This is a genomic window from Streptomyces flaveolus (assembly GCF_044765825.1).
GTDB lineage: Bacteria > Actinomycetota > Actinomycetes > Streptomycetales > Streptomycetaceae > Streptomyces > Streptomyces flaveolus.
This window is the reverse complement of sequence record NZ_JBIWKU010000011.1, coordinates 209,873-229,052: the sequence shown is the minus strand read 5'-3', so window position 1 is coordinate 229,052 and position 19,180 is coordinate 209,873. Positions and strand designations below refer to the sequence as shown.

Below are 19,180 nucleotides of genomic sequence, written 5' to 3'. Positions count from 1 at the left end.
GTCGATTCTGCCTCACCGTACGGTCCCCGCGGGTGGATCCCCGGGCGGGGACCTCAGCCGCGCAGATCCACCAGGAGCGGCGGTGCGTGCTCGCCGCCCACGGTGGTCAGTGACAGCACCGCGTGCCCCGCCGGCACCGCGTGCGCCAGCTCGGACGCCGACCACCGCTCGCGCTCGACCTGCCGCACGGTGACCGCCCGCGCGGTGGGCGCCTTGCCGGTGATCACCCGGCGCAGCATGTGCACGGCCTTGCCGGCCGGGGTCTCGGCGATGATCTGCCGGTCGGTGACGTCCCGGGCCTCGGTCCACTCCTTGCCCCACACCTCGGCGAAGTCCTGCCCGTCCCAGGGGGTGAGCCCGGACAGCGCCATCCGGCAGCCGATGGACCCGAGCAGCGGCCCGCGCAGCGGACGCGGTACGTCGTCCAGGGTGCGCAGGGTCAGCACGACCCCGGCGCCCGCGGAGCGCAGCCGCTGGACGCCCCGTACGGCCTCCGGCGTCACGACACCGCTCGCGTCGTCCAGCATCAGGCAGGCGAACAGCGACCGGTCCTCCCGCACCGACACGCTCGCCGTGAACTGGGCGAGCACCAGCCGGGCCAGGATGCGCGAGGCGTCCGCGTGGCCGCGTTCGGGCAGGTCGATGCGGACCCGCACCGGATGGTCGAGGGCCTTGAGCGAGAACGGCCGGGTCTGCCCCGAGGTGTCGAAGAAGGGGGCGAAGGCGGGCCGGTCGAGGAGCGCCACCCGGTCGGCCAGGACACCGCCCACGTCACCGGGGTGCCCCATCTGGCGCTCGCGGGCGTCCAGCTCGCGCAGCAACGACTCCTGCCCGGCCTCCTGGAGGCCCTGGCGCAGCTCGGCCAGCGGTCCGGGCGTCCCGTCGAGGAGCTGCCGCAGCTCGGGTACGCCGGGGAAGCGTCCGTGCACCGCCCGGAACGGGCCGAGCAGCTGGGCGAGGACGGTGGTGGAGCGGCGGCTGTCGCTGCCCGGGTGCGGGTCGGCGAGGTCGCCGACGAGTGCCTCGGCGAGGACGGCGGCGGCCTCGTCGGGGTCGGTCGTGCCGCCGTAGAGGTCGAGGTCGTACACGGAGTCCGGGTTCCCGACGCGTACGACGACGTCGTAGGCGTCGGCCGGGCCGAGCCCGGCGCCGGCCGCGCCGACCACGACGACCGCGGCCCGGCCGGCCAGGGCGTGCAGGCACAGGGACTCGGCGAGCGGCCGCACGACGGCGCCGGTCTTGCCGGACCCGGCCGGTCCGACGGCGAGCAGGGAGGTGCCGAGCAGGTCGGGCCCGAGGGCGAGGCCGGTGCCGCGGTAGGCGTAGGGGTTGCGCTCGTCGTCGGCGGTGGTGCCGAGCCGTACCTGCCCGGTGACCAGGTCGTGCCGGGCCTGCCGGGAGGGCAGGTCGCGGGCGCCGGAGGGGTGCGGGCAGGCGCCGGCGCCGTGGCTGAGCACGGCACCGGTGAAGGTGGCGAGGCTGTGCCGGCCGCGCACCACGCCCTGCCAGGCGCGGGCGATGCGGGCGTGGTCGACGTCCCGCATCAGTCCGGAGCGCGCGTCGGCGGCGAGCCGCTCGGCGGCGTCGACGGCACCGGCGGCACGCAGGGCGGGCCAGGCGGCGGGGTCCTCCTCGGGCGCGGGCGGGGGGCCGCCGCCCGGGGCGGCGCGGCGCCAGGCGGGCGGGCCGTAGCGGCGCCAGATCTCACCCCAGCGGCCGAGCCGGCCGACGCCGACCATGATGATCGCGGCGACCAGGACGTAGTAGGCGTAGACGGCCACGACGGCGCCGAAGCTGTGCGGCTCGGCCCAGGAGTCCGGGATCATCGCGTACAGGGGCAGCAGCCACCAGCCGCCGAGGTAGCCGTTCCACAGCAGTGACCAGATCAGCCAGCCGACGAGGAAGGCGATCAGCGCCCCGCTCAGCAGCTGCCGTGCCGGGATCCGCTCGGGCTCCTCCTCCGGCCGCGGCCGGTGTCCGAAGCGCCACACGCCGGGCAGCGTCTCGGGGCGCGGGGTGCGCAGCCAGGTCAGGAACGCGGAGCCGTCCGGCAGCGGGGGCACGGCCGGTGCCGCGGGCGTCCCGGGCTGCCGGGCAGGCCGCGGCGGCACCGCGGGCACCTCGGGAGGCCCCGCCGGACGCGGCACAGGATTCGCGTGCGTACCCCGCGTGTCCCGCATGCCGTCGCTGTCCATCGACCTTGCCCCCTGACCAGCCGCTCCGTCCACCATCAGCGAGCCAATCTAACGCCCTGGCAGGGCGAGTTCACCGTTTACGCGGCCGGGTCCGCGTCGACGTGTCCACATGCCGCCGTACACGCCACCTGTCCACCGCGGACAACCGACGGCGCGGACAACGCCCACATGGAGCATGCCCACCCCCCGCTCACGGTCCTAGCCTGCGAGAAAAGAAGGCAAGCGTCCGAAAAGATCCACAGGAGCCCCCATGACCGCACTTCCGCAGGAGCGCCGCGTCGTCACCGCCATTCCCGGCCCGAAGTCGCAGGAGCTGCAGGCCCGCCGGACCGCCGCGGTCGCGCAGGGCGTGGGCTCCACGCTGCCCGTCTTCGTCACGCGCGCCGGCGGCGGCGTCATCGAGGACGTCGACGGCAACAGCCTGATCGACTTCGGCTCCGGCATCGCCGTGACCTCCGTCGGCGCCTCCGCCGAGGCCGTCGTACGCAAGGCGTCCGCGCAGCTCGCCGACTTCACCCACACCTGTTTCATGGTCACGCCGTACGAGGGCTACGTCGCCGTCGCCGAGGCGCTTGCCGAGCTGACGCCGGGCGACCACGCGAAGAAGTCGGCGCTGTTCAACAGCGGCGCCGAGGCCGTCGAGAACGCCGTCAAGATCGCCCGTGCGTACACCAAGCGCCAGGCCGTCGTCGTCTTCGACCACGGCTACCACGGCCGCACCAACCTCACCATGGCGCTGACGGCGAAGAACATGCCGTACAAGCAGGGCTTCGGCCCGTTCGCGCCCGAGGTGTACCGCGTGCCGGTCGCCTACGGCTACCGCTGGCCGACCGGCCCGGAGAACGCCGGCCCGGAGGCCGCCGCCCAGGCCATCGACCAGATCACCAAGCAGGTCGGCGCCGAGAACGTGGCCGCGATCATCATCGAGCCGGTGCTCGGCGAGGGCGGCTTCATCGAGCCGGCCAAGGGCTTCCTGCCGGCGATCCGCCGGTTCGCCGCCGACAACGGCATCGTCTTCGTCGCCGACGAGATCCAGTCCGGCTTCTGCCGCACCGGCCAGTGGTTCGCCTGCGAGGACGAGGGCATCGTCCCGGACCTGATCACGACGGCCAAGGGCATCGCCGGCGGTCTGCCGCTGGCCGCCGTCACCGGCCGCGCCGAGATCATGGACTCCGCCCACGCCGGCGGCCTCGGCGGCACCTACGGCGGCAACCCGGTCGCCTGCGCGGGTGCGCTCGGCGCGATCGAGACGATGAAGGAGCTCGACCTCAACGCGAAGGCGAAGCGGATCGAGGAGGTCATGAAGGGCCGCCTCACCGCCATGGCCGAGAAGTTCGACATCATCGGCGACGTCCGGGGCCGCGGCGCGATGATCGCCGTGGAGCTGGTCAAGGACCGCGCCACCAAGGAGCCGAACCCCGAGGCGACCGCCGCGCTCGCCAAGGCCTGCCACGCCGAGGGCCTGCTGGTCCTGACCTGTGGCACCTACGGCAACGTGCTGCGCTTCCTGCCGCCGCTGGTCATCGGCGAGGACCTGCTGAACGAGGGCCTCGATATCATCGAGCAGGGCTTCGCCCGCGTCTGAGCGGGGCACCCGCGCGAGCCCGGGTTCGCGCACGTGCACGACCGTCCGAACGCGCATCTGAGCTGCGGTTCGCACGCCTGGCGCGGCGAGCCGCAGAGCGTGTGAAGAACGTGTGCGGGGTGGATGGCAGGACGCCGATGCCCCTGTCCTGAGCGCACCCCCTGTCGTAGGTTCTACGCAGATGAGAGATACACCCCGCCCACGGGGGACCGTGGGCGGAGCTCAGGCCGGGGCCTCCCCAGCTTCGACCTGGTCGTGCCTCGCGCACACAGCCGGAACCCACGGGTTCCGGGTCTCCTCACCGATCGGACGGTCGCCCGCCCCAAACCCCCCGGGGCGCGCGACGTTCCGGTCAGGACGCCGCCTCGGCACCCGGGACGGTGGTTCACCGAAGGGCCGGCACACTCCCCCCCTTGTGCCGGCCCTTCGGTGTTGTTTGCCAAGCTGTGCCCCATGCTGCTGCTCGGGGTCCCGGCCCTCCTCTTCGCGCTGATCACCTGGCAGGTCGTCGCCGACGGGCCGCTGGTGGGGGTGGACGAGCGGGTGAGCCGGGCGCTCGTCCACCCGGACCGGTTGTCCGAACTGCTGGCCGACCTCGGCAATGTGCAGGTGGCGGTGCCCGTCCTCGCCCTCGCGCTGGCCGGCGCCGCCTGGTGCGGGCGCGCCAGAGGTGTGGACCGCTGGTGGCTGCCGCCCCTCGTGGGAGCCGCGGCGATGGTCCTGGTGCCGGTGCTGGTCGCCCCGCTGAAGGAGTGGACCGACCGCCCCGGCACCCCGGCGGTGCCGCCGGCCGTCGGCTACTACCCCTCCGGCCACACCGCCACCGCGCTCGTCGCGTACGGCGCGGCGACGCTGCTGCTCCTTCCGCTGCTGCGCGCGCCGGCCGTCCGCCGTCTGCTCGTCGTGGTCTGCGCCGTCCTCGTCCTCGGCGTCTCCTACGGGCTGGTCCGCCGGGGCTATCACTGGCCGCTGGACGTGGTGGCCAGTTGGTGCCTGGGGGCGGTGCTGCTGACGGGGGTGTGGTCGCTGCTCAGCCGAAGTACGCGTCGAAGTTCTTCTGGAACTCCCAGTTCGCGTACCGGTCCCAGTTGATCGACCAGGTCATCAGGCCGCGCAGGCCCGGCCAGGTGCCGTGGGTGGCGTACGAGCCGCAGTCGGTCTTCCTGGTCAGGCAGTTCAGGGCCTTGGTGACCTCGGCCGGGGAGACGTGACCGTTGCCCGCGTTGGTGGAGGCGGGCATGCCGATGGCGACCTGGTCGGGGCGCAGCGGCGGGAAGACGTTGTTCGCGTCGCCGGCGACCGGGAAGCCGGTGAGCAGCATGTCGGTCATGGCGATGTGGAAGTCGGCGCCGCCCATGGAGTGGTACTGGTTGTCGAGGCCCATGATCGGGCCCGAGTTGTAGTCCTGGACGTGCAGCAGGGTCAGGTCGTCGCGCAGGGCGTGGATGACCGGGAGGTAGGCGCCGCAGCGCGGGTCCTGGCCGCCCCACTTGCCGGTGCCGTAGAACTGGTAGCCGTTCTGCACGAAGAAGGTCTCCGGGGCCATGGTCAGCACGAAGCCGTCGCCGTACTTGGCCTTCAGGGTCTTCAGGGCCGAGATCAGGTTGACGATCACCGGGGTCTTCGGGTTCCTGAAGTCCGTGTCGTCGGCGTTCAGCGACAGGGAGTGGCCCTCGAAGTCGATGTCGAGGCCGTCGAGCCCGTACTCGTCGATGATCTTCGAGACGGACGAGACGAACAGGTCGCGGGCCCCGGTCGTCGACAGCTGCACCTGGCCGTTCTGGCCGCCGATGGAGATCAGCACCTTCTTGCCGGCCGCCTGCTTGGCCTTGATCGCCGCCTTGAACTCGGCGTCGCTCTCCACGTTCGGGCACGCGGTGACCGGGCAGCGCGTGAAGCGGATGTCGCCGGAGGTGACCGAGGTGGGCTCGCCGAAGGCCAGGTCGATGACGTCCCAGCTGTCGGGCACGTCGGCCATGCGGGTGTAGCCGGAGCCGTTGGCGAAGCTCGCGTGGAGGTAGCCGACCAGGGCGTGGGCCGGGAGGCCGGAGCCGCCGCCGTCCGAGCCCTGGGCGGTGGTGGCGGTGACCGTCGCGGACCGTGCGGACTCACCGGCGTCGTTGACCGCCGCGACCTGGAAGGCGTACGCCGTCGACGGGGTCAGGCCGGTCACGGTGGCGGAGGTGCCGGTGACCGTGCGGACCCTGGCGCCGTCGCGGTAGACGGCGTAGCCCGTCGCGCCCGGGACGGGTGACCAGGACAGGGCGACGCTGGAGGAGGTGACGGAGCCGGCCGTCAGACCGGCGGGGGCCGCCGGGGGCTGACCCGTCTCGCCGCCGGGCCCGGTCAGTGAGATGTCGTCGGCGTGGTAGGCGCCGGTGCCGTACCAGCCGTGGGTGTAGACGGTGACCTTGGTCGTGGTCGGGCCGGTGCGGAAGGTGGTCGTCAGGCGCTGCCAGTCGGGGGCGGACTGGGCCCAGGTGGAGACGTCGGTGGTGCCGGTGCCGCTCGCGCCGAGGTAGACGTACGTGCCGCGGACGTATCCCGACAGCGTGTACGCGGAGTCGGGCTTCACGGTCACCGTCTGCGCGCAGCGGGCGTTGTCGGCGCCGGCCGGGGTGGCCTTCAGGGCGGAGGTGCCGCCGTGCACGGGTGAGGTCACGGTCGTGCCCGCCGTGCAGGTCCAGCCGTCGAGACCGGACTCGAAGCCGCCGTTCCTCGCGAGGTCCGCGTCGGCCGCACGGGCGGCCGACGAGAGCGCGGTCATGCCGGACACGGCGAGAGCCGTGGCGGTGAGCAGCGTGACGAGGGGTCGTCGGGCGAGAGGTCTGGAGCGTTCCACAAGTGCCTCCGGACATGGGGGAGATGGGGAGGGTGGAGCGCGCCCAACTTGGTCCAGACCAATTCGGTTGTCAACCCCTCGCGCGGCTCACCGCCCGTCCTCCCCCGCCGCGAGAGCCGCCGCCGCCTCGTGCATCGCCAGTTCGAGGAGCGCGGGATCGGTGAGGGTGCCGGACCCGTCGGGCGGGATCAGCCAGCGGACGCCGGAGGCCGACAGCCGCCCCGGGTACGGCACGACGATCCAGGTGCCGGGTCCGGCCGTCCGGATGCCGGTGCCCAGCCAGCGGGCAGCCGTGCCGGGCGGCACGAGGAATCCGGTGCGCGCGTCGCCGAAGTCGACGAGCACGGGGCCGGGTTGGTCCAGGACGCGGGACAGCACGTCGAGCGTCGGATAGCCGAGCCGGCTCGGCAGGATGAGCACGTCCCAGGCCTTGCCGGCCGGCAGCAGCACGATCCCCTGGGGGTTGCGCTCCCACTCCCGCCGGCAGGACTCGGGATCCGGTGCGACGGATGCCAGCCACGCGACCGCCGTCTTCGCACCAGGCATGTGAAGACCTCCCTCTCTCTCGTGGACGCGGGGTGCGTCACGAGAGAGAGGGAGGTCCGGGGGCAGGCATTACGCGGGTTGCCGCGACTCCTTGGGGTGAACCGGATCACACCCCGGGTCCGGCCGGGTCAGCTGTCGAAGCCCAGACCCAGCTTGTCCATCGTCCGCAGCCACAGGTTGCGCCGGCCGTCGTGCGCGTCCGCGCGGGCCAGCGACCACTTGGTGAGCGCGATGCCGGTCCAGGCGAAGGGCTCGGGCGGGAACGGCAGCGGCTTCCTGCGGACCATCTCCAGTTCGGTGCGCTCGGTGCGCTCCCCCGCCAGCAGGTCGAGCATCACCTCGGCGCCGAACCGGGTCGCCCCCACACCGAGGCCGGTGTACCCGGCCGCGTAGGCGACCTTGCCCCGGTGCGCGGTGCCGAAGAACGCCGAGAAGCGCGAGCAGGTGTCGATGGCGCCGCCCCAGGCGTGCGTGAAGCGGACGCCCTCCAGTTGCGGGAAGCAGGTGAAGAAGTGCCCGGCGAGCTTGGCGTACGTCTCCGGGCGGTCGTCGTACTCGGCCCGCACCCGGCCGCCGTACGGATAGATCGCGTCGTAGCCGCCCCACAGGATCCGGTTGTCGGCGGACAGCCGGAAGTAGTGGAACTGGTTGGCGCTGTCCCCGAGGCCCTGCCGGTTCTTCCAGCCGATCGAGGCCAGTTGCGCGTCGGTGAGCGGCTCGGTCATCAGGGCGTAGTCGTAGACCGGGACGGTGTACGAGCGCACCCGCCTGACCAGGTTCGGGAAGATGTTGGTGCCGAGCGCGACCGTGCGGGCGCGGACACCGCCGTAGGGGGTGCGTACGGCCATGCCGGCGCCGTACGGCCGCAGGGTGAGCGCCGGGGTGTGCTCGTAGACGCGGACGCCGAGGTCGAGGCAGGCCCGCTTGAGGCCCCAGGCGAGTTTGGCGGGGTTGACCATGGCCACGCCCCGGCGGTCGTACAGGCCCGCCCGGAAGGTGGGTGAGTCGACCTGCTCGCGTACGGCCTCGGCGTCCAGGTACTCAACGCCGTCGGCGAGGCCCTGGGACCGGATCTCCTCGTACCAGTCCGACAGTTCGCGGGCCTGGTACTCCTCGGTCGCGACGTCGATCTCGCCGGTGCGTTCGAAGTCGCAGTCGAGAGAGTGCCGGGCCACCGCGGCCTCGATCGCGTCGAGGTTGCGCGCGCCCAGCTCCTCCAGCTTGTGGATCTCGCCGGGCCAGCGGGTGAGGCCGTTGGACAGCCCGTGCGTGAGGGAGGCCGCGCAGAAGCCGCCGTTGCGGCCGGAGGCGGCCCAGCCCACCTCGCGGCCCTCCAGCAGCACCACGTCCCGCTGCGGGTCGCGCTCCTTGGCGATCAGCGCGGTCCACAGTCCGCTGTAGCCGCCGCCGACGACCAGGAGGTCGCAGGTCTCGGGGCCGGTGAGGGCGGGCTCGGCGCGGGGGCGGCCGGGGTCGTCCAGCCAGTACGGGACCGGCTGGGCGTCGGAGAGTGATGTCGTCCAGTCGTTGCTGCGGCTCATGGCGCTCGGGGCCATGATTTCAACTCCCTACGAATGCACTGATGCGCTTTATGCCTTGCGGCGGTTTCGACGGTTGCCGATGACCATGGAGGCCAGGACGAACAGTACGGCGACGACGAACATGGCCGTACCGACGACGTTGATCTGAACGGGCGTTCCACGCTGGGCCGATCCCCACACGAACATGGGGAAGGTGACGGTGGAACCCGCGTTGAAATTGGTGATGATGAAATCGTCGAAGGAGAGCGCGAAGGCGAGCAGCGCGCCCGCGGCGATTCCGGGTGCGGCGATGGGCAGCGTGACCCGGACGAAGGTCTGGAAGGGACCGGCGTACAGGTCCTGCGCGGCCTGCTCCAGTCGCGGGTCCATCGACATCACGCGCGCCTTGACGGCCGTCACCACGAAGCTGAGGCAGAACATGATGTGGGCGATGAGGATCGTCCAGAAGCCCAGCCGGGCGCCCATGTTGAGGAACAGGGTGAGCAGCGAGGCGGCCATCACGACCTCGGGCATCGCCATCGGCAGAAAGATCAGCGAGTTGATCGCGCCGCGCGCCCGGAAGCGGTAGCGGACCAGCGCGAAGGCGATCGCCGTGCCGAGGGCGGTGGCGCCGAGCGTCGCCCAGAAGGCGATCTGGAGACTGAGCGACAGCGAACCGCACAGCCCGGCGACCCCGCACGGGTCCTTCCAGGCGTCCGTGGAGAACTGCTGCCATGCGTAGTTGAAGCGCCCGTTCGGTTTGTTGAACGAGAACACCGTGACGATGACGTTGGGCAGCAGGAGATAAGCGAGCGTCAGCAGTCCGGCGAGCACGACCAGATTGCGCTTGAACCAGTTGACGAAGGTCATTTAAACCAGATCCTCCGTGCCGGACTTGCGAATGTAGACGGTGACCATGGCGAGAATCGCGGCCATGAGGATGAAGGACAGTGCCGCGGCCGTCGGATAGTCCAGCACCCGCAGGAACTGGGACTGGATCACGTTGCCGATCATTCCGGTGTCGGCCGAGCCCAGCAGGGAGGCGTTGACGTAGTCGCCGGTCGCCGGGATGAAGGTCAGCAGCGTGCCGGAGACCACGCCCGGCATCGACAGCGGGAAGGTGACCTTGCGGAACACCGTGGACGGCTTCGCGTACAGGTCGCCGGCCGCCTCGTGCAGCCGGCCGTCGATGCGCTCGAGCGACGTGTACAGCGGAAGGATCATGAACGGCAGGAAGTTGTACGTCAGACCGCACACCACCGCGAGCGGGGTGGCCAGAACGCGGTCGCCGGCCGTCCAGCCGAGCCAGTTGGTGACGTCCAGGACGTGCAGGGTGTTCAGGGCGCCGACGACGGGTCCGCCGTCCGCGAGGATCGTCTTCCAGGCCAGGGTGCGGATCAGGAAGCTGGTGAAGAACGGCGCGATCACCAGGATCATGATCAGGTTGCGCCAGCGGCCCGCCCGGAACGCGATCAGGTAGGCGAGGGGGTAGCCGAGCAGCAGGCACAGCACGGTCGCGGAGGCGGCGTAGGCGACCGAGCGCAGGAACTGCGGCCAGTACTCGGACAGCGCGTCCCAGTAGGTGGCGAAGTGCCAGGTGACCTTGTAGCCCTCCTCCAGCGAGCCCGTCTGCACGGACGTGGAGGCCTGGTAGATCATCGGCGCGGCGAAGAAGACGACCAGCCACAGGATGCCGGGGAGCAGCAGCCAGTACGGGGTGAGGCGGCCCCGTTTGCGCGGGGGCTTCTTCGCCGGTGCGGCCGGGGACAGCGGCGGTGGCGCCTCGGTGAGGGTGGACATCAGGCGGCCTCCCCCTCGGCCGCACCGGCGTCGCCCGTCGTCCCTGCGTGCACGGACTGGGAGGCGTCCAGGCCGAAGGTGTGCGCCGGGTTCCAGTGCAGGACGACGTCGGCGCCGGGGGCGAGCCGGGCGTCGCGGTCGATGTTCTGGGCGTAGACCTCGAACTCGGGGCAGGCGGCGCAGTCGACCACGTACTGCGTGGAGACGCCGATGAAGCTGGTGTTGCTGATCTTGCCGGTGATGCGGTTGCGGCCCTCGGGGATGGAGCCGGCGTCGTCCGCGTGTGTGAGGCTGATCTTCTCCGGGCGCACGCCGACCAGGACCTTGCCGCCCGCCTGGGCCGGCGCGGAACATCGGGCGCGGGGCAGGACCAGCTTGTCGCCGGCCGCCTTCACCGCGATGTCGTCGCCGCCGGTGGAGACGACCTCGGCCTCGACGAGGTTGGAGGTGCCGAGGAAGTTGGCGACGAAGGTGGTCCGCGGGTTCTCGTACAGGTCGGCGGGGGCGCCCAGTTGCTCGACGCGGCCGGCGTTCATCACGGCGACCTGGTCGGCCATCGTCATGGCCTCCTCCTGGTCGTGCGTGACGTGCACGAAGGTGATGCCGACCTCGGTCTGGATGCGCTTGAGCTCCAGCTGCATCTGGCGGCGCAGCTTGAGGTCGAGGGCGCCGAGCGGCTCGTCGAGGAGCAGCACCCTGGGGTGGTTGATCAGGGCGCGGGCGACCGCGACGCGCTGCTGCTGGCCGCCGGAGAGCTGGTGCGGCTTCTTGCGGGCCTGCTCACCGAGCTGGACGAGGTCGAGCATCTCCTCGACCTGCTTCTTCACGCTCTTGATCCCGCGCCGGCGCAGGCCGAAGGCGACGTTCTCGAAGATGTCGAGGTGCGGGAAGAGGGCGTAGGACTGGAAGACCGTGTTGACCGGCCGTTTGTACGGCGGGAGCACGGTCACGTCCTGGTCGCCGAGGTGGACGGTGCCGCTGCTGGGCTCCTCCAGTCCGGCGATCATGCGCAGGGTCGTGGTCTTGCCGCAGCCGGAGGCGCCGAGCAGGGCGAAGAAGGAGCCCTGCGGCACGGTGAGGTCGAGCGGGTGCACGGCGGTGAAGGAGCCGTAGGTCTTGCTGATGCCGGAGAGGCGGACGTCGCCGCCGCGGTCCGTCGCGTCTGTCGTCGTCTTCATCGTCGTCACGCCCCAGTGAGCTTCGCGAACTTTTCTTCGTAGGCCGTCTCTTCCTTCGCGCTCAGGGAGCGGAAGGGGTGGGACCTGGCCTGCATGGCCTTGTCGGGAATGATCAGCGGATTGTTCGCCGCGTCCTCGTCGATCTTCGCAAGCTCGTCCTTCACGCCGTCCACGGGACAGACGTAGTTGATGTAGGCGGCGAGCTGCGCGGCCGGACCCGGCTCGTAGTAGTAGTCGATGAGCCGCTCGGCGTTGGTCTTGTGCCGGGCCTTGTTGGGGATCAGCATGCTGTCGCTGGACGTGATGTATCCGCTGTCCGGGACGAGGAACTCGACGTCCGGGCTGTCCGCCTTGAGCTGGACCACGTCACCGGCCCAGGCCAGACAGGCCGCGAAGTCGCCCTTGGTGAGGTCGGACGTGTAGTCGTTGCCGGTGAAGCGGCGTATCTGACCGCTGTCGACGCCCTTCTGGAGGCGGGCGATCGCCGCGTCGTAGTCGTCGTCGGAGAAGCGGGCCGGGTCCTTGCCCATGTCGAGCAGCGTCATGCCGACGGAGTCGCGCATCTCGGTGAGGAAGCCGACCCGGCCCTTGAGCTTCGGGTTGTCGAGCAGGTCGGAGACCGACTTCACCTCGATGCCGTCCAGCGCCTTCTTGTTGTAGGCGATGACCGTCGAGATGCCCTGCCAGGGGTACGAGTAGGCGCGGCCGGGATCCCAGTCCGGGTCGCGGAACTGCCGGGACAGGTTGGCGAAGGCGTGCGGCAGGTTGGACGGGTCCAGCTTCTGGACCCACCCGAGGCGGATCATCCGCGCGGCCAGCCAGTCGGTGACGACGATGATGTCGCGGCCGGTCTCCTGGCCCGCGGCGAGCTGCGGCTGGATCTTGCCGAAGAACTCGTTGTTGTCGTTGATGTCCTCGGTGTACTTGATCTTGATGCCGGTCCGCCGGGTGAACGCGTCCAGCGTCGGGTGCCGGTTGCCGCTGTCGTCCACGTCCATGTACTCGGTCCAGTTGGAGAAGGAGATCTCGTTCTCCTCCTTCGACCGGTCCTCGGAGGACACCCCGCCCTCGGTCTTGCCGGCCGCGGGGATGCCGCAGGCGCTCAGTGCCCCGAGGCCGCCGACCGCGAGCGCGCCGCCCGCGGAGGCCCGCAGCAGCGAGCGGCGGGTGAGGGCGGCCCTGCCGTTGGTGAAGCTGCGCCGCATGGCGGCCACTTGGGCCGGGGACAGGCGGTCGGGCTCGTACTGCTCCATGCGCGTGATGGCCCTTTCGGGTGGGTCGGCCGTGGTCGGCGGCCTGGCGTGATGGCTATCGGTCCCCGAAGACGGTGCGGTGCCAGTCCTTGCGGACCACCGCGGTGTTGTCGAACATGACGTGCTTGACCTGCGTGTACTCCTCGAAGGAGTAGGCGGACATGTCCTTGCCGAAGCCGGACGCCTTGTATCCGCCGTGGGGCATCTCGCTGATGATCGGGATGTGGTCGTTGATCCACACGCAGCCCGCCTTGATCTCGCGGGTGGCGCGGTTCGCGCGGTACACGTCCCGGCTCCAGGCGGAGGCGGCCAGCCCGTACGGCGTGTCGTTGGCCAGCCGGATGCCCTCCTCGTCGCTGTCGAAGGGCAGGACGACGAGGACCGGTCCGAAGATCTCGGCCTGGACGGCCTCGCTGTCCTGCGGGGCGTCGGCGATGAGCGTGGGCCGGTAGTAGGCGCCGTCCTTGAGGTCGCCCTGCGGGGCCTCGCCGCCGGTCACCACGCGCGCGTAGGAGCGTGCCCGGTCGACGAAGCCGGCGACGCGGTCCCGCTGGACGTGGCTGACCAGCGGGCCGAGGTCGGTGCCCGGGGCGAAGGGGTCGCCGACGCGGACGGTGTCCATGAGGGCCGCGGTCCGCTCCACGAACGCGTCGTACAGGGGCCGCTGCACGTACGCGCGCGTGGCGGCCGTGCAGTCCTGGCCGGTGTTGATGAGCGCGCCCGCGACGGCGCCGTTGACGGCGGCGTCCAGGTCGGCGTCGTCGAAGACGAGGAAGGGCGCCTTGCCGCCGAGCTCCAGGTGGATGCGCTTGACGCCGGCGGTGGCGACCTCGGCGACGCGCTTGCCGACGGCGGTGGAGCCGGTGAAGGAGGTCATGGCGACGTCGGGGTGGCCGACGAGGTGCTCACCGGCCTCCTGCCCGGTGCCGGTGACGATGTTGATCACGCCGTCCGGGATACCGGCCTCGGTCGCCGCCTGGGCGAACATCAGGGAGGTGAGCGGGGTGATCTCGGCGGGCTTCAGCACGACGGTGTTGCCCGCGGCGATCGCCGGGAGGATCTTCCAGGCGGCCATCTGGAGCGGGTAGTTCCAGGGCGCGATGGAGCCGACGACACCGATCGGCTCGCGGCGGACGTACGACGTGTGGTCGCCGGAGTACTCGCCGGCCGACTGCCCCTGGAGATGCCGGGCGGCACCGGCGAAGAAGGCCGCGTTGTCGACCGTGCCCGGCACGTCGAACTCGCGGGTCAGCTTCAGCGGCTTGCCGCACTGCAGGGACTCGGCGCGCGCGAAGTCCTCGGCGTGTTCGGCGAGGACGGCGGCGAAGCGGTGCAGGGCGTCGGAGCGCTCGCCCGGGGTGGCGCCGGACCAGCCGGGGAACGCCGCCCGCGCGGCGGCCACGGCCGCGTCGACGTCCTCCGTGCCGGCGAGCTCGTAGATGAGGACGTCCTCGCCGGTCGCCGGGTCGACGACCGTGTGCGTGCGGCCGGAGGTGCCCTTCGTCAGGCGGCCCCCGATGTACTGCGCGCCGTCCGAAAAGCGCTGCTGGGCCGGGAATCGGTCCGGGGTGGCATTGCCCGGGTTGTGCATGTCGGCTCTCCTCGATGTCCCCGCGACAGGTCCTCGCGTCAGGAAGGCCCGCGACGGGAGTCCCCATGACGGGGCCGGCGTGGCTCAGGCTCGATGTGAGTGCCGATCCTGGCAGAGCACCAGGCACCCAACAAGTGATTCCGTTGTTGCCATTTGGTTACGCGACGGAATCTGTCGACCAGGTGTCGAGTCGCCACGGAAAAGGACGGACGGAGTGTCAGTGGCGCGTGCCAGACTCGCGTGCATGGAGAGGATCACGGGGGCGGCGGAGATGATCGACAGCAGAGAAGCGCTGCTCAGGGAGGCCCGGGCGGGCGCGAGGATCAAGTACCTCTGCTTCTGGGGGCACCGGCCGCTGCCCGATGGCCGGATCGGGCCGAGCTGTCTGAGCCAGTGGTGGCCGTCGCCCTTCACCGTGGACGGGGTGGAGTACGCGACCGCCGAGCACTGGATGATGGCCGGCAAGGCGCGGCTCTTCGAGGACGCGGAGGCGGAGCGGCGGGTACGGGCCGCGGGGCATCCGGCGGAGGCGAAGAAGGCGGGCCGGCTGGTGCGCGCCTTCGACGAGGCGGTGTGGGAGCGGGAGCGCTTCCGGATCGTCGTCGTGGGCATCGTGCACAAGTTCGCCTCGGACCCCGCGCTGCGCGCCTTCCTGCTGAACACCGGCGACCGCGTGCTGGTGGAGGCGAGCCCGGTGGACCGGGTGTGGGGCATCGGCCTGACGGCGGACGACGAGGCGGCGACGGACCCGGAGCGGTGGCGGGGGGAGAATCTGCTGGGGTTCGCCCTCATGGTGGCGCGGGGGCGGCTGCGGGGGAGGTGACGGCCGACGCGGCCGCGGTGGGGGGCGTGAGGGCCGACGCGGCTGCGGGCAGCCGTGCCTCCCTCAGTGCCTGAACGGCCTGGGAGGTCCCCCAGGGGCGGCACGGGTGCGGTGGGGGAGGGCACCCCGTCAGCGCCGGGCCACGCGACCCTCCTCGCACCAGCGCCAGGCACCCCGCACGGCCGGGGCACACGTCGAGGCGACCGCTAGGTGAAGATCACCAGAGCGCCGAAGCCGATACCGAGCACGATGCCGGCGGCTCCGCAGATAATGCCGGCCAGGGCCTGGCCCGGGTTGGTGGCCTCGCCCGACCGGGCCTTGCCGCGGCCGAGCGCGCCGAAGACGACGCCCAGGACGCCCAGGACGATCGCGAGCGGCCACAGGCAGAAGACGGCGGCCGCGACGATGCCCAGCACGAGACCGGCCGTGCCCATCCCGTTGCTCGGCATCGGCGCCATGCCGGGCCAGCCGTAGTAACCCTGCGGCTGGGGGCCGCCGTAACCGCCCTGGCCGGGGTAGCCATGGCCGCCGGGATAGCCGTAGGGCACCTGGCCGGGGCCGTCGGGGGCGATGGGCGGCGGGGGAACGGCCTGGTCCTGACCGGGATACGGCGGTGCCGGGGCCGCGAAGGGGCCCGCCGCACCACTCACCGGCGCGGCCGCCCCGGGCGGCGCGAAGGGATTGGCGGTGCTCGCAGGGTCCGTCGCACCCGGCGCCGCGAAAGGATCGGCCCCACTCGCAGGAGGCGTCGCACCCGGCGGCGCGAAAGGATCGCCGCTGCTCGGATAGGCCGTCGCACCCGGCGCCGCGACGGGGTCGACGCCGCTCGCAGGAGCCGTCGCACCCGGCGGCATGGAGGGGCCCGTCGTGCCGTCCGCCGGTGTCGCGACCCCGGGGTTCACCCACGGCGGAGGCTGCATGCCCACGGCCGGCATGGACGTGACCGTCCGCTGGTCGTGGACGGACGGGGCCGACCACGGCGCCGGTCCGTTCGCCCCGAGGGTCTCTCCGGGGCCGCCGGGTGCGGCGACGTCCGCGGGCGGCGCCCACGGCTCCGCCCCCGGGCCCGCGTCGGCGGCCTGTCCCACGGGCGCCGACCGGCCGTCGCTCCCCGCCGAGCGGTCCGGCTTGTCGAGACCGACTCCGGGGACCGCGTCCGCGATGACGTCGTCTCCCCCGCCGGCCGGCCCGGCCCAGGTGCCGCCGGAACCACCCGCACCCGGCGGGTCCGGCCGGGGCGCGGGCTCGTTCCCCGCGGCTTCCGGCGCCTGCGCGTCGGCTCGCGGCGGCTGCGCGTCGTCGGACATGCGCGGGATCCCCTCTGTTCGAACGTCCCGTCATGCTACGGCCCGTCCCCGGCCCGCACGGCCCCGGCCTACGATGATCCCGAGTCACCGATCAGCCGATCACCCGCGTCCCACGGGACCCGTCCGCACCAAGGGCGGCACCGGGACGCCGTTCCGGGGAGGAACCCCTTGACCGAGCACCTCGTCGACCCCGACGTCCCGCGCGACCTGCACGCCTTCATCGCCGGACTGCCCAAGGCCGAACTGCACGTCCACCACGTCGGCTCCGCCTCCCCGCGCATCGTCTCGGAGCTGGCCGCGCGCCACCCCGACTCCAAGGTCCCCACCGACCCCGAGGCCCTGGCCGACTACTTCACGTTCACGGACTTCGCGCACTTCATCGACGTGTACCTGTCCGTCGTCGACCTGATCCGCACCCCGGAGGACGTACGGCTGCTGACGTACGAGGTGGCCCGGGACATGGCCCGCCAGCAGGTGCGCTACGCCGAGCTGACCATCACCCCCTTCTCCTCCACCCGGCGCGGTATCGACGAGGGCGCGTTCATGGACGCGATCGAGGACGCCCGCAAGGCGGCCGAGGCCGAGTTCGGGACCGTGCTGCGCTGGTGCTTCGACATCCCCGGCGAGGCCGGCCTGGAGTCCGCCGAGGAGACGACGCGGCTCGCCACCGACGACCGGCTGCGCCCCGAGGGACTGGTCTCCTTCGGTCTCGGCGGACCCGAGATCGGCGTTCCCCGGCCGCAGTTCAAGCCGTACTTCGACCGTGCCATCGCCGCCGGGCTGCGCTCGGTGCCGCACGCGGGCGAGACGACCGGCCCGCAGACGGTGTGGGACGCGCTCACCGACCTGCGCGCCGAACGCATCGGGCACGGCACCAGCTCCGCGCAGGACCCGAAGCTGCTGGAGCACCTCGCCGAGCACCGGTTCCCGCTCGAGGTGTGCCCGACCTCGAACATCGCCACGCGCGCGGTGCGCACCCTGGACGAGCACCCGATCAAGGAGTTCACGCGCGCCGGTGTCCTGGTGACGATCAACTCCGACGACCCGCCGATGTTCGGCACCGACCTCAACAACGAGTACGCCGTCGCCGCCCGGCTCCTCGGCCTCGACGAGCGGGGGCTCGCCGACCTGGCGAAGAACGGCGTCGAGGCGTCCTTCCTGGACGGGCCCGGCAAGGTCCGGCTGCGGGACGAGATCGACACGTACACCTCCTCCTGGCTCGCCTCCTGAGACGGCTCCTCACCGTGAATCCCCTGCGTGACGTGACCGCCGTGGCCCACCGCGGCGACCCCTACCGCTTCCGCGAGAACACGATCGCCTCCCTGCGCTCCGCCCTGGCCCGCGGCGCGGACGCGGTGGAGGTCGACGTCCGCCTCACCCGGGACGGCGTGCCCGTGCTCCTGCACGACGAGACGCTGAAACGGCTGTGGGAGCGGGACCGGCCGCTGCGCTCACTGACTGCGCGGGAGGTGAACGACCTGACGGAGGGCCGGGTGCCGACCCTCGCGGAGGCGCTGACCGCCTGCGCCGGCAGCCGGGTGATGCTCGACCTGCCGGGCGCGCCCGACGTGCGCGCGGCACGCCGGGTGGTGGACGCCGTGCGCGAGTGCGGTGCGGACGACCGCGTCTACTACTGCGCGGGGCCCGCCGCGATGCTCGCCGTGCGCGCCGCCGACCCGGCCGCCGAGATCGCGCTGACCTGGACGACGGCCGCGCCGCCCCGGCCCGCGCTGCTGGCGGCGGTCCGGCCGCGGTGGCTCAACTACCGGTTCGGGCTGGTGGACCGGGCGCTGGCCGAGCGCGTGCACGACGGCGGGTACCTGCTGTCCGTGTGGACGCCCGACACCCGCCGTTCCATGCGGCGCCTGCTGGCCCTGGGCGTCGACTCGATCACGACCAACCGCGTCGACGCCCTGCGCGCCCTGCGCGCAGGAGGCCGCCCCGTAGGGGCGGTCCGGAACACGTCTCCTCGTTCGTAGTCATCGCGGTCGGGCTCGAGCGCCCCGGACGACCCGTCGCGCCACGGTGTGCGACACGACGGTCGCCGCGCCCGCGAGGCCGAGCCCCAGGGCGAGGTCGCGCGGGCGCGTACGGCGCAGGACACCCGCCCGGCGCAGCCGATGGCGGGCCCAGAGCGTGTACGGCACCACGAGCAGGGGGGAGGTCGCGGCCCCGGGCGTGTATCCGCGGACGAGCCCCGCCTGCGCGAGGTGGACCAGACCGTGCAGGCCGAAGGCGTTGAGCGCGGTCTGGTACGCGGCCGACCGGCCGCCGGTCAGCCGTCCGGCGGTGGACGCGGCGGCCACGATCACGGCCATCGCCCCCACCGCGACCGCGAACTCCCGGGGTTCGACCGACGCGGCCCGCCGCCACACGGTCTCCGGCACGGCCGGGTACCGCTCGCGCAGCGCGGGCAGGGTGCGCCGCCACCAGCCGGGCACGGCCGCCAGTTCCTCGGCGTCGTGCAGGGCCCAGGCGGCCAGCAGCCCCAGCGTGACCGCACCCCCGACTTTTTCCTCACTCGATGAATTGACCACGCC

16 protein-coding genes are annotated in these 19,180 nt (G+C 72.2%); 5 read left to right on the top strand and 11 right to left on the bottom strand.

All coding sequences use genetic code 11. The annotated features are described in order from the left end of the window. Positions 1–53 precede the first annotated feature (53 nt). Positions 54–2,195, bottom strand: a complete 2,142-nt coding sequence (locus tag ACIRG6_RS29660) for an ATP-binding protein (RefSeq protein WP_364680341.1) — start codon at positions 2,193–2,195, stop codon at positions 54–56. 250 nt (positions 2,196–2,445) lie between these two features. Between ACIRG6_RS29660 and gabT the strand changes: the two genes are divergently transcribed. Both gabT and ACIRG6_RS29650 read left to right on the top strand, forming a co-directional pair. Further along, entirely contained in the window at positions 2,446–3,780 is a 1,335-nt protein-coding gene (gabT, locus tag ACIRG6_RS29655; protein WP_239763405.1) for a 4-aminobutyrate--2-oxoglutarate transaminase, read from the top strand. Positions 3,781–4,233: 453 nt separating this feature from the next. Beyond that, positions 4,234–4,872 carry a phosphatase PAP2 family protein gene (locus tag ACIRG6_RS29650; protein WP_364680347.1) on the top strand — a complete coding sequence of 213 codons (639 nt, stop codon included), beginning with the start codon at positions 4,234–4,236 and terminating at the stop codon, positions 4,870–4,872. Here ACIRG6_RS29650 and ACIRG6_RS29645 read toward each other — a convergent pair. From ACIRG6_RS29645 to ACIRG6_RS29610, 8 genes are all read right to left on the bottom strand, one after another. After that, a complete protein-coding gene (locus ACIRG6_RS29645; protein WP_403325026.1) occupies positions 4,811–6,622 on the bottom strand; it encodes a chitinase in 1,812 nt (603 codons plus the stop codon). The two genes, ACIRG6_RS29650 and ACIRG6_RS29645, sit on opposite strands and share 62 nt — an antisense overlap. 87 nt (positions 6,623–6,709) lie before the next feature. Next, on the bottom strand, positions 6,710–7,168 hold the full coding sequence (locus ACIRG6_RS29640) for a bifunctional DNA primase/polymerase (protein WP_318214636.1): 459 nt from the start codon (positions 7,166–7,168) through the stop codon (positions 6,710–6,712). A gap of 128 nt (positions 7,169–7,296) precedes the next feature. Further along, positions 7,297–8,724 carry an NAD(P)/FAD-dependent oxidoreductase gene (locus tag ACIRG6_RS29635; protein WP_239763401.1) on the bottom strand — a complete coding sequence of 476 codons (1,428 nt, stop codon included), beginning with the start codon at positions 8,722–8,724 and terminating at the stop codon, positions 7,297–7,299. Positions 8,725–8,757: 33 nt separating this feature from the next. Then, positions 8,758–9,558, bottom strand: a complete 801-nt coding sequence (locus ACIRG6_RS29630; protein WP_318214634.1) for an ABC transporter permease — start codon at positions 9,556–9,558, stop codon at positions 8,758–8,760. After that, on the bottom strand, positions 9,559–10,488 hold the full coding sequence (locus ACIRG6_RS29625) for an ABC transporter permease (protein ID WP_392147620.1): 930 nt from the start codon (positions 10,486–10,488) through the stop codon (positions 9,559–9,561). Then, positions 10,488–11,666, bottom strand: coding sequence for an ABC transporter ATP-binding protein (locus tag ACIRG6_RS29620; RefSeq protein WP_403325025.1), 1,179 nt, complete (start codon positions 11,664–11,666; stop codon positions 10,488–10,490). Before ACIRG6_RS29620 ends, ACIRG6_RS29625 begins: the two co-directional genes overlap by 1 nt. Positions 11,667–11,671: 5 nt before the next feature. After that, entirely contained in the window at positions 11,672–12,919 is a 1,248-nt protein-coding gene (locus tag ACIRG6_RS29615; protein WP_403325024.1) for a polyamine ABC transporter substrate-binding protein, read from the bottom strand. Between the two features lie 55 nt (positions 12,920–12,974). Continuing rightward, positions 12,975–14,510, bottom strand: coding sequence for a gamma-aminobutyraldehyde dehydrogenase (locus ACIRG6_RS29610; RefSeq protein ID WP_403325023.1), 1,536 nt, complete (start codon positions 14,508–14,510; stop codon positions 12,975–12,977). Positions 14,511–14,730: 220 nt separating this feature from the next. Here ACIRG6_RS29610 and ACIRG6_RS29605 point away from each other — a divergent pair, with 220 nt between their 5' ends. After that, complete coding sequence (locus ACIRG6_RS29605) at positions 14,731–15,333, top strand: NADAR family protein (protein WP_403325022.1); 603 nt, start codon at positions 14,731–14,733, stop codon at positions 15,331–15,333. A gap of 206 nt (positions 15,334–15,539) precedes the next feature. Here ACIRG6_RS29605 and ACIRG6_RS29600 read toward each other — a convergent pair whose 3' ends face one another. Continuing rightward, positions 15,540–16,640, bottom strand: a complete 1,101-nt coding sequence (locus tag ACIRG6_RS29600; RefSeq protein WP_403325021.1) for a hypothetical protein — start codon at positions 16,638–16,640, stop codon at positions 15,540–15,542. Positions 16,641–16,808: 168 nt separating this feature from the next. Here ACIRG6_RS29600 and ACIRG6_RS29595 point away from each other — a divergent pair, with 168 nt between their 5' ends. Both ACIRG6_RS29595 and ACIRG6_RS29590 read left to right on the top strand, forming a co-directional pair. Continuing rightward, positions 16,809–17,870, top strand: coding sequence for an adenosine deaminase (locus ACIRG6_RS29595; protein WP_403325020.1), 1,062 nt, complete (start codon positions 16,809–16,811; stop codon positions 17,868–17,870). Positions 17,871–17,893: 23 nt separating this feature from the next. After that, positions 17,894–18,619: a glycerophosphodiester phosphodiesterase gene (locus tag ACIRG6_RS29590; RefSeq protein ID WP_403325048.1), complete on the top strand. Its 726-nt coding sequence runs from the start codon at positions 17,894–17,896 to the stop codon at positions 18,617–18,619. Here the strand turns inward: ACIRG6_RS29590 and ACIRG6_RS29585 are convergent, their stop codons facing one another. Then, entirely contained in the window at positions 18,620–19,177 is a 558-nt protein-coding gene (locus ACIRG6_RS29585) for an HXXEE domain-containing protein (protein ID WP_403325019.1), read from the bottom strand. It abuts the gene before it with no gap. Positions 19,178–19,180: the final 3 nt, after the last annotated feature.

Coding starts and splice junctions, on each gene's coding strand:
- ACIRG6_RS29650 (WP_364680347.1), top strand. CDS start 4,234: ATGCTGCTGCTCGGGGTCCCGGCCCTCCTCTTCGCGCTGATCACCTGG.
- ACIRG6_RS29610 (WP_403325023.1), bottom strand. CDS start 14,510: ATGCACAACCCGGGCAATGCCACCCCGGACCGATTCCCGGCCCAGCAG.
- ACIRG6_RS29630 (WP_318214634.1), bottom strand. CDS start 9,558: ATGACCTTCGTCAACTGGTTCAAGCGCAATCTGGTCGTGCTCGCCGGA.
- ACIRG6_RS29640 (WP_318214636.1), bottom strand. CDS start 7,168: ATGCCTGGTGCGAAGACGGCGGTCGCGTGGCTGGCATCCGTCGCACCG.
- ACIRG6_RS29600 (WP_403325021.1), bottom strand. CDS start 16,640: ATGTCCGACGACGCGCAGCCGCCGCGAGCCGACGCGCAGGCGCCGGAA.
- ACIRG6_RS29620 (WP_403325025.1), bottom strand. CDS start 11,666: ATGAAGACGACGACAGACGCGACGGACCGCGGCGGCGACGTCCGCCTC.
- ACIRG6_RS29635 (WP_239763401.1), bottom strand. CDS start 8,724: ATGGCCCCGAGCGCCATGAGCCGCAGCAACGACTGGACGACATCACTC.
- ACIRG6_RS29615 (WP_403325024.1), bottom strand. CDS start 12,919: ATGGAGCAGTACGAGCCCGACCGCCTGTCCCCGGCCCAAGTGGCCGCC.
- ACIRG6_RS29660 (WP_364680341.1), bottom strand. CDS start 2,195: ATGGACAGCGACGGCATGCGGGACACGCGGGGTACGCACGCGAATCCT.
- gabT (WP_239763405.1), top strand. CDS start 2,446: ATGACCGCACTTCCGCAGGAGCGCCGCGTCGTCACCGCCATTCCCGGC.
- ACIRG6_RS29625 (WP_392147620.1), bottom strand. CDS start 10,488: ATGTCCACCCTCACCGAGGCGCCACCGCCGCTGTCCCCGGCCGCACCG.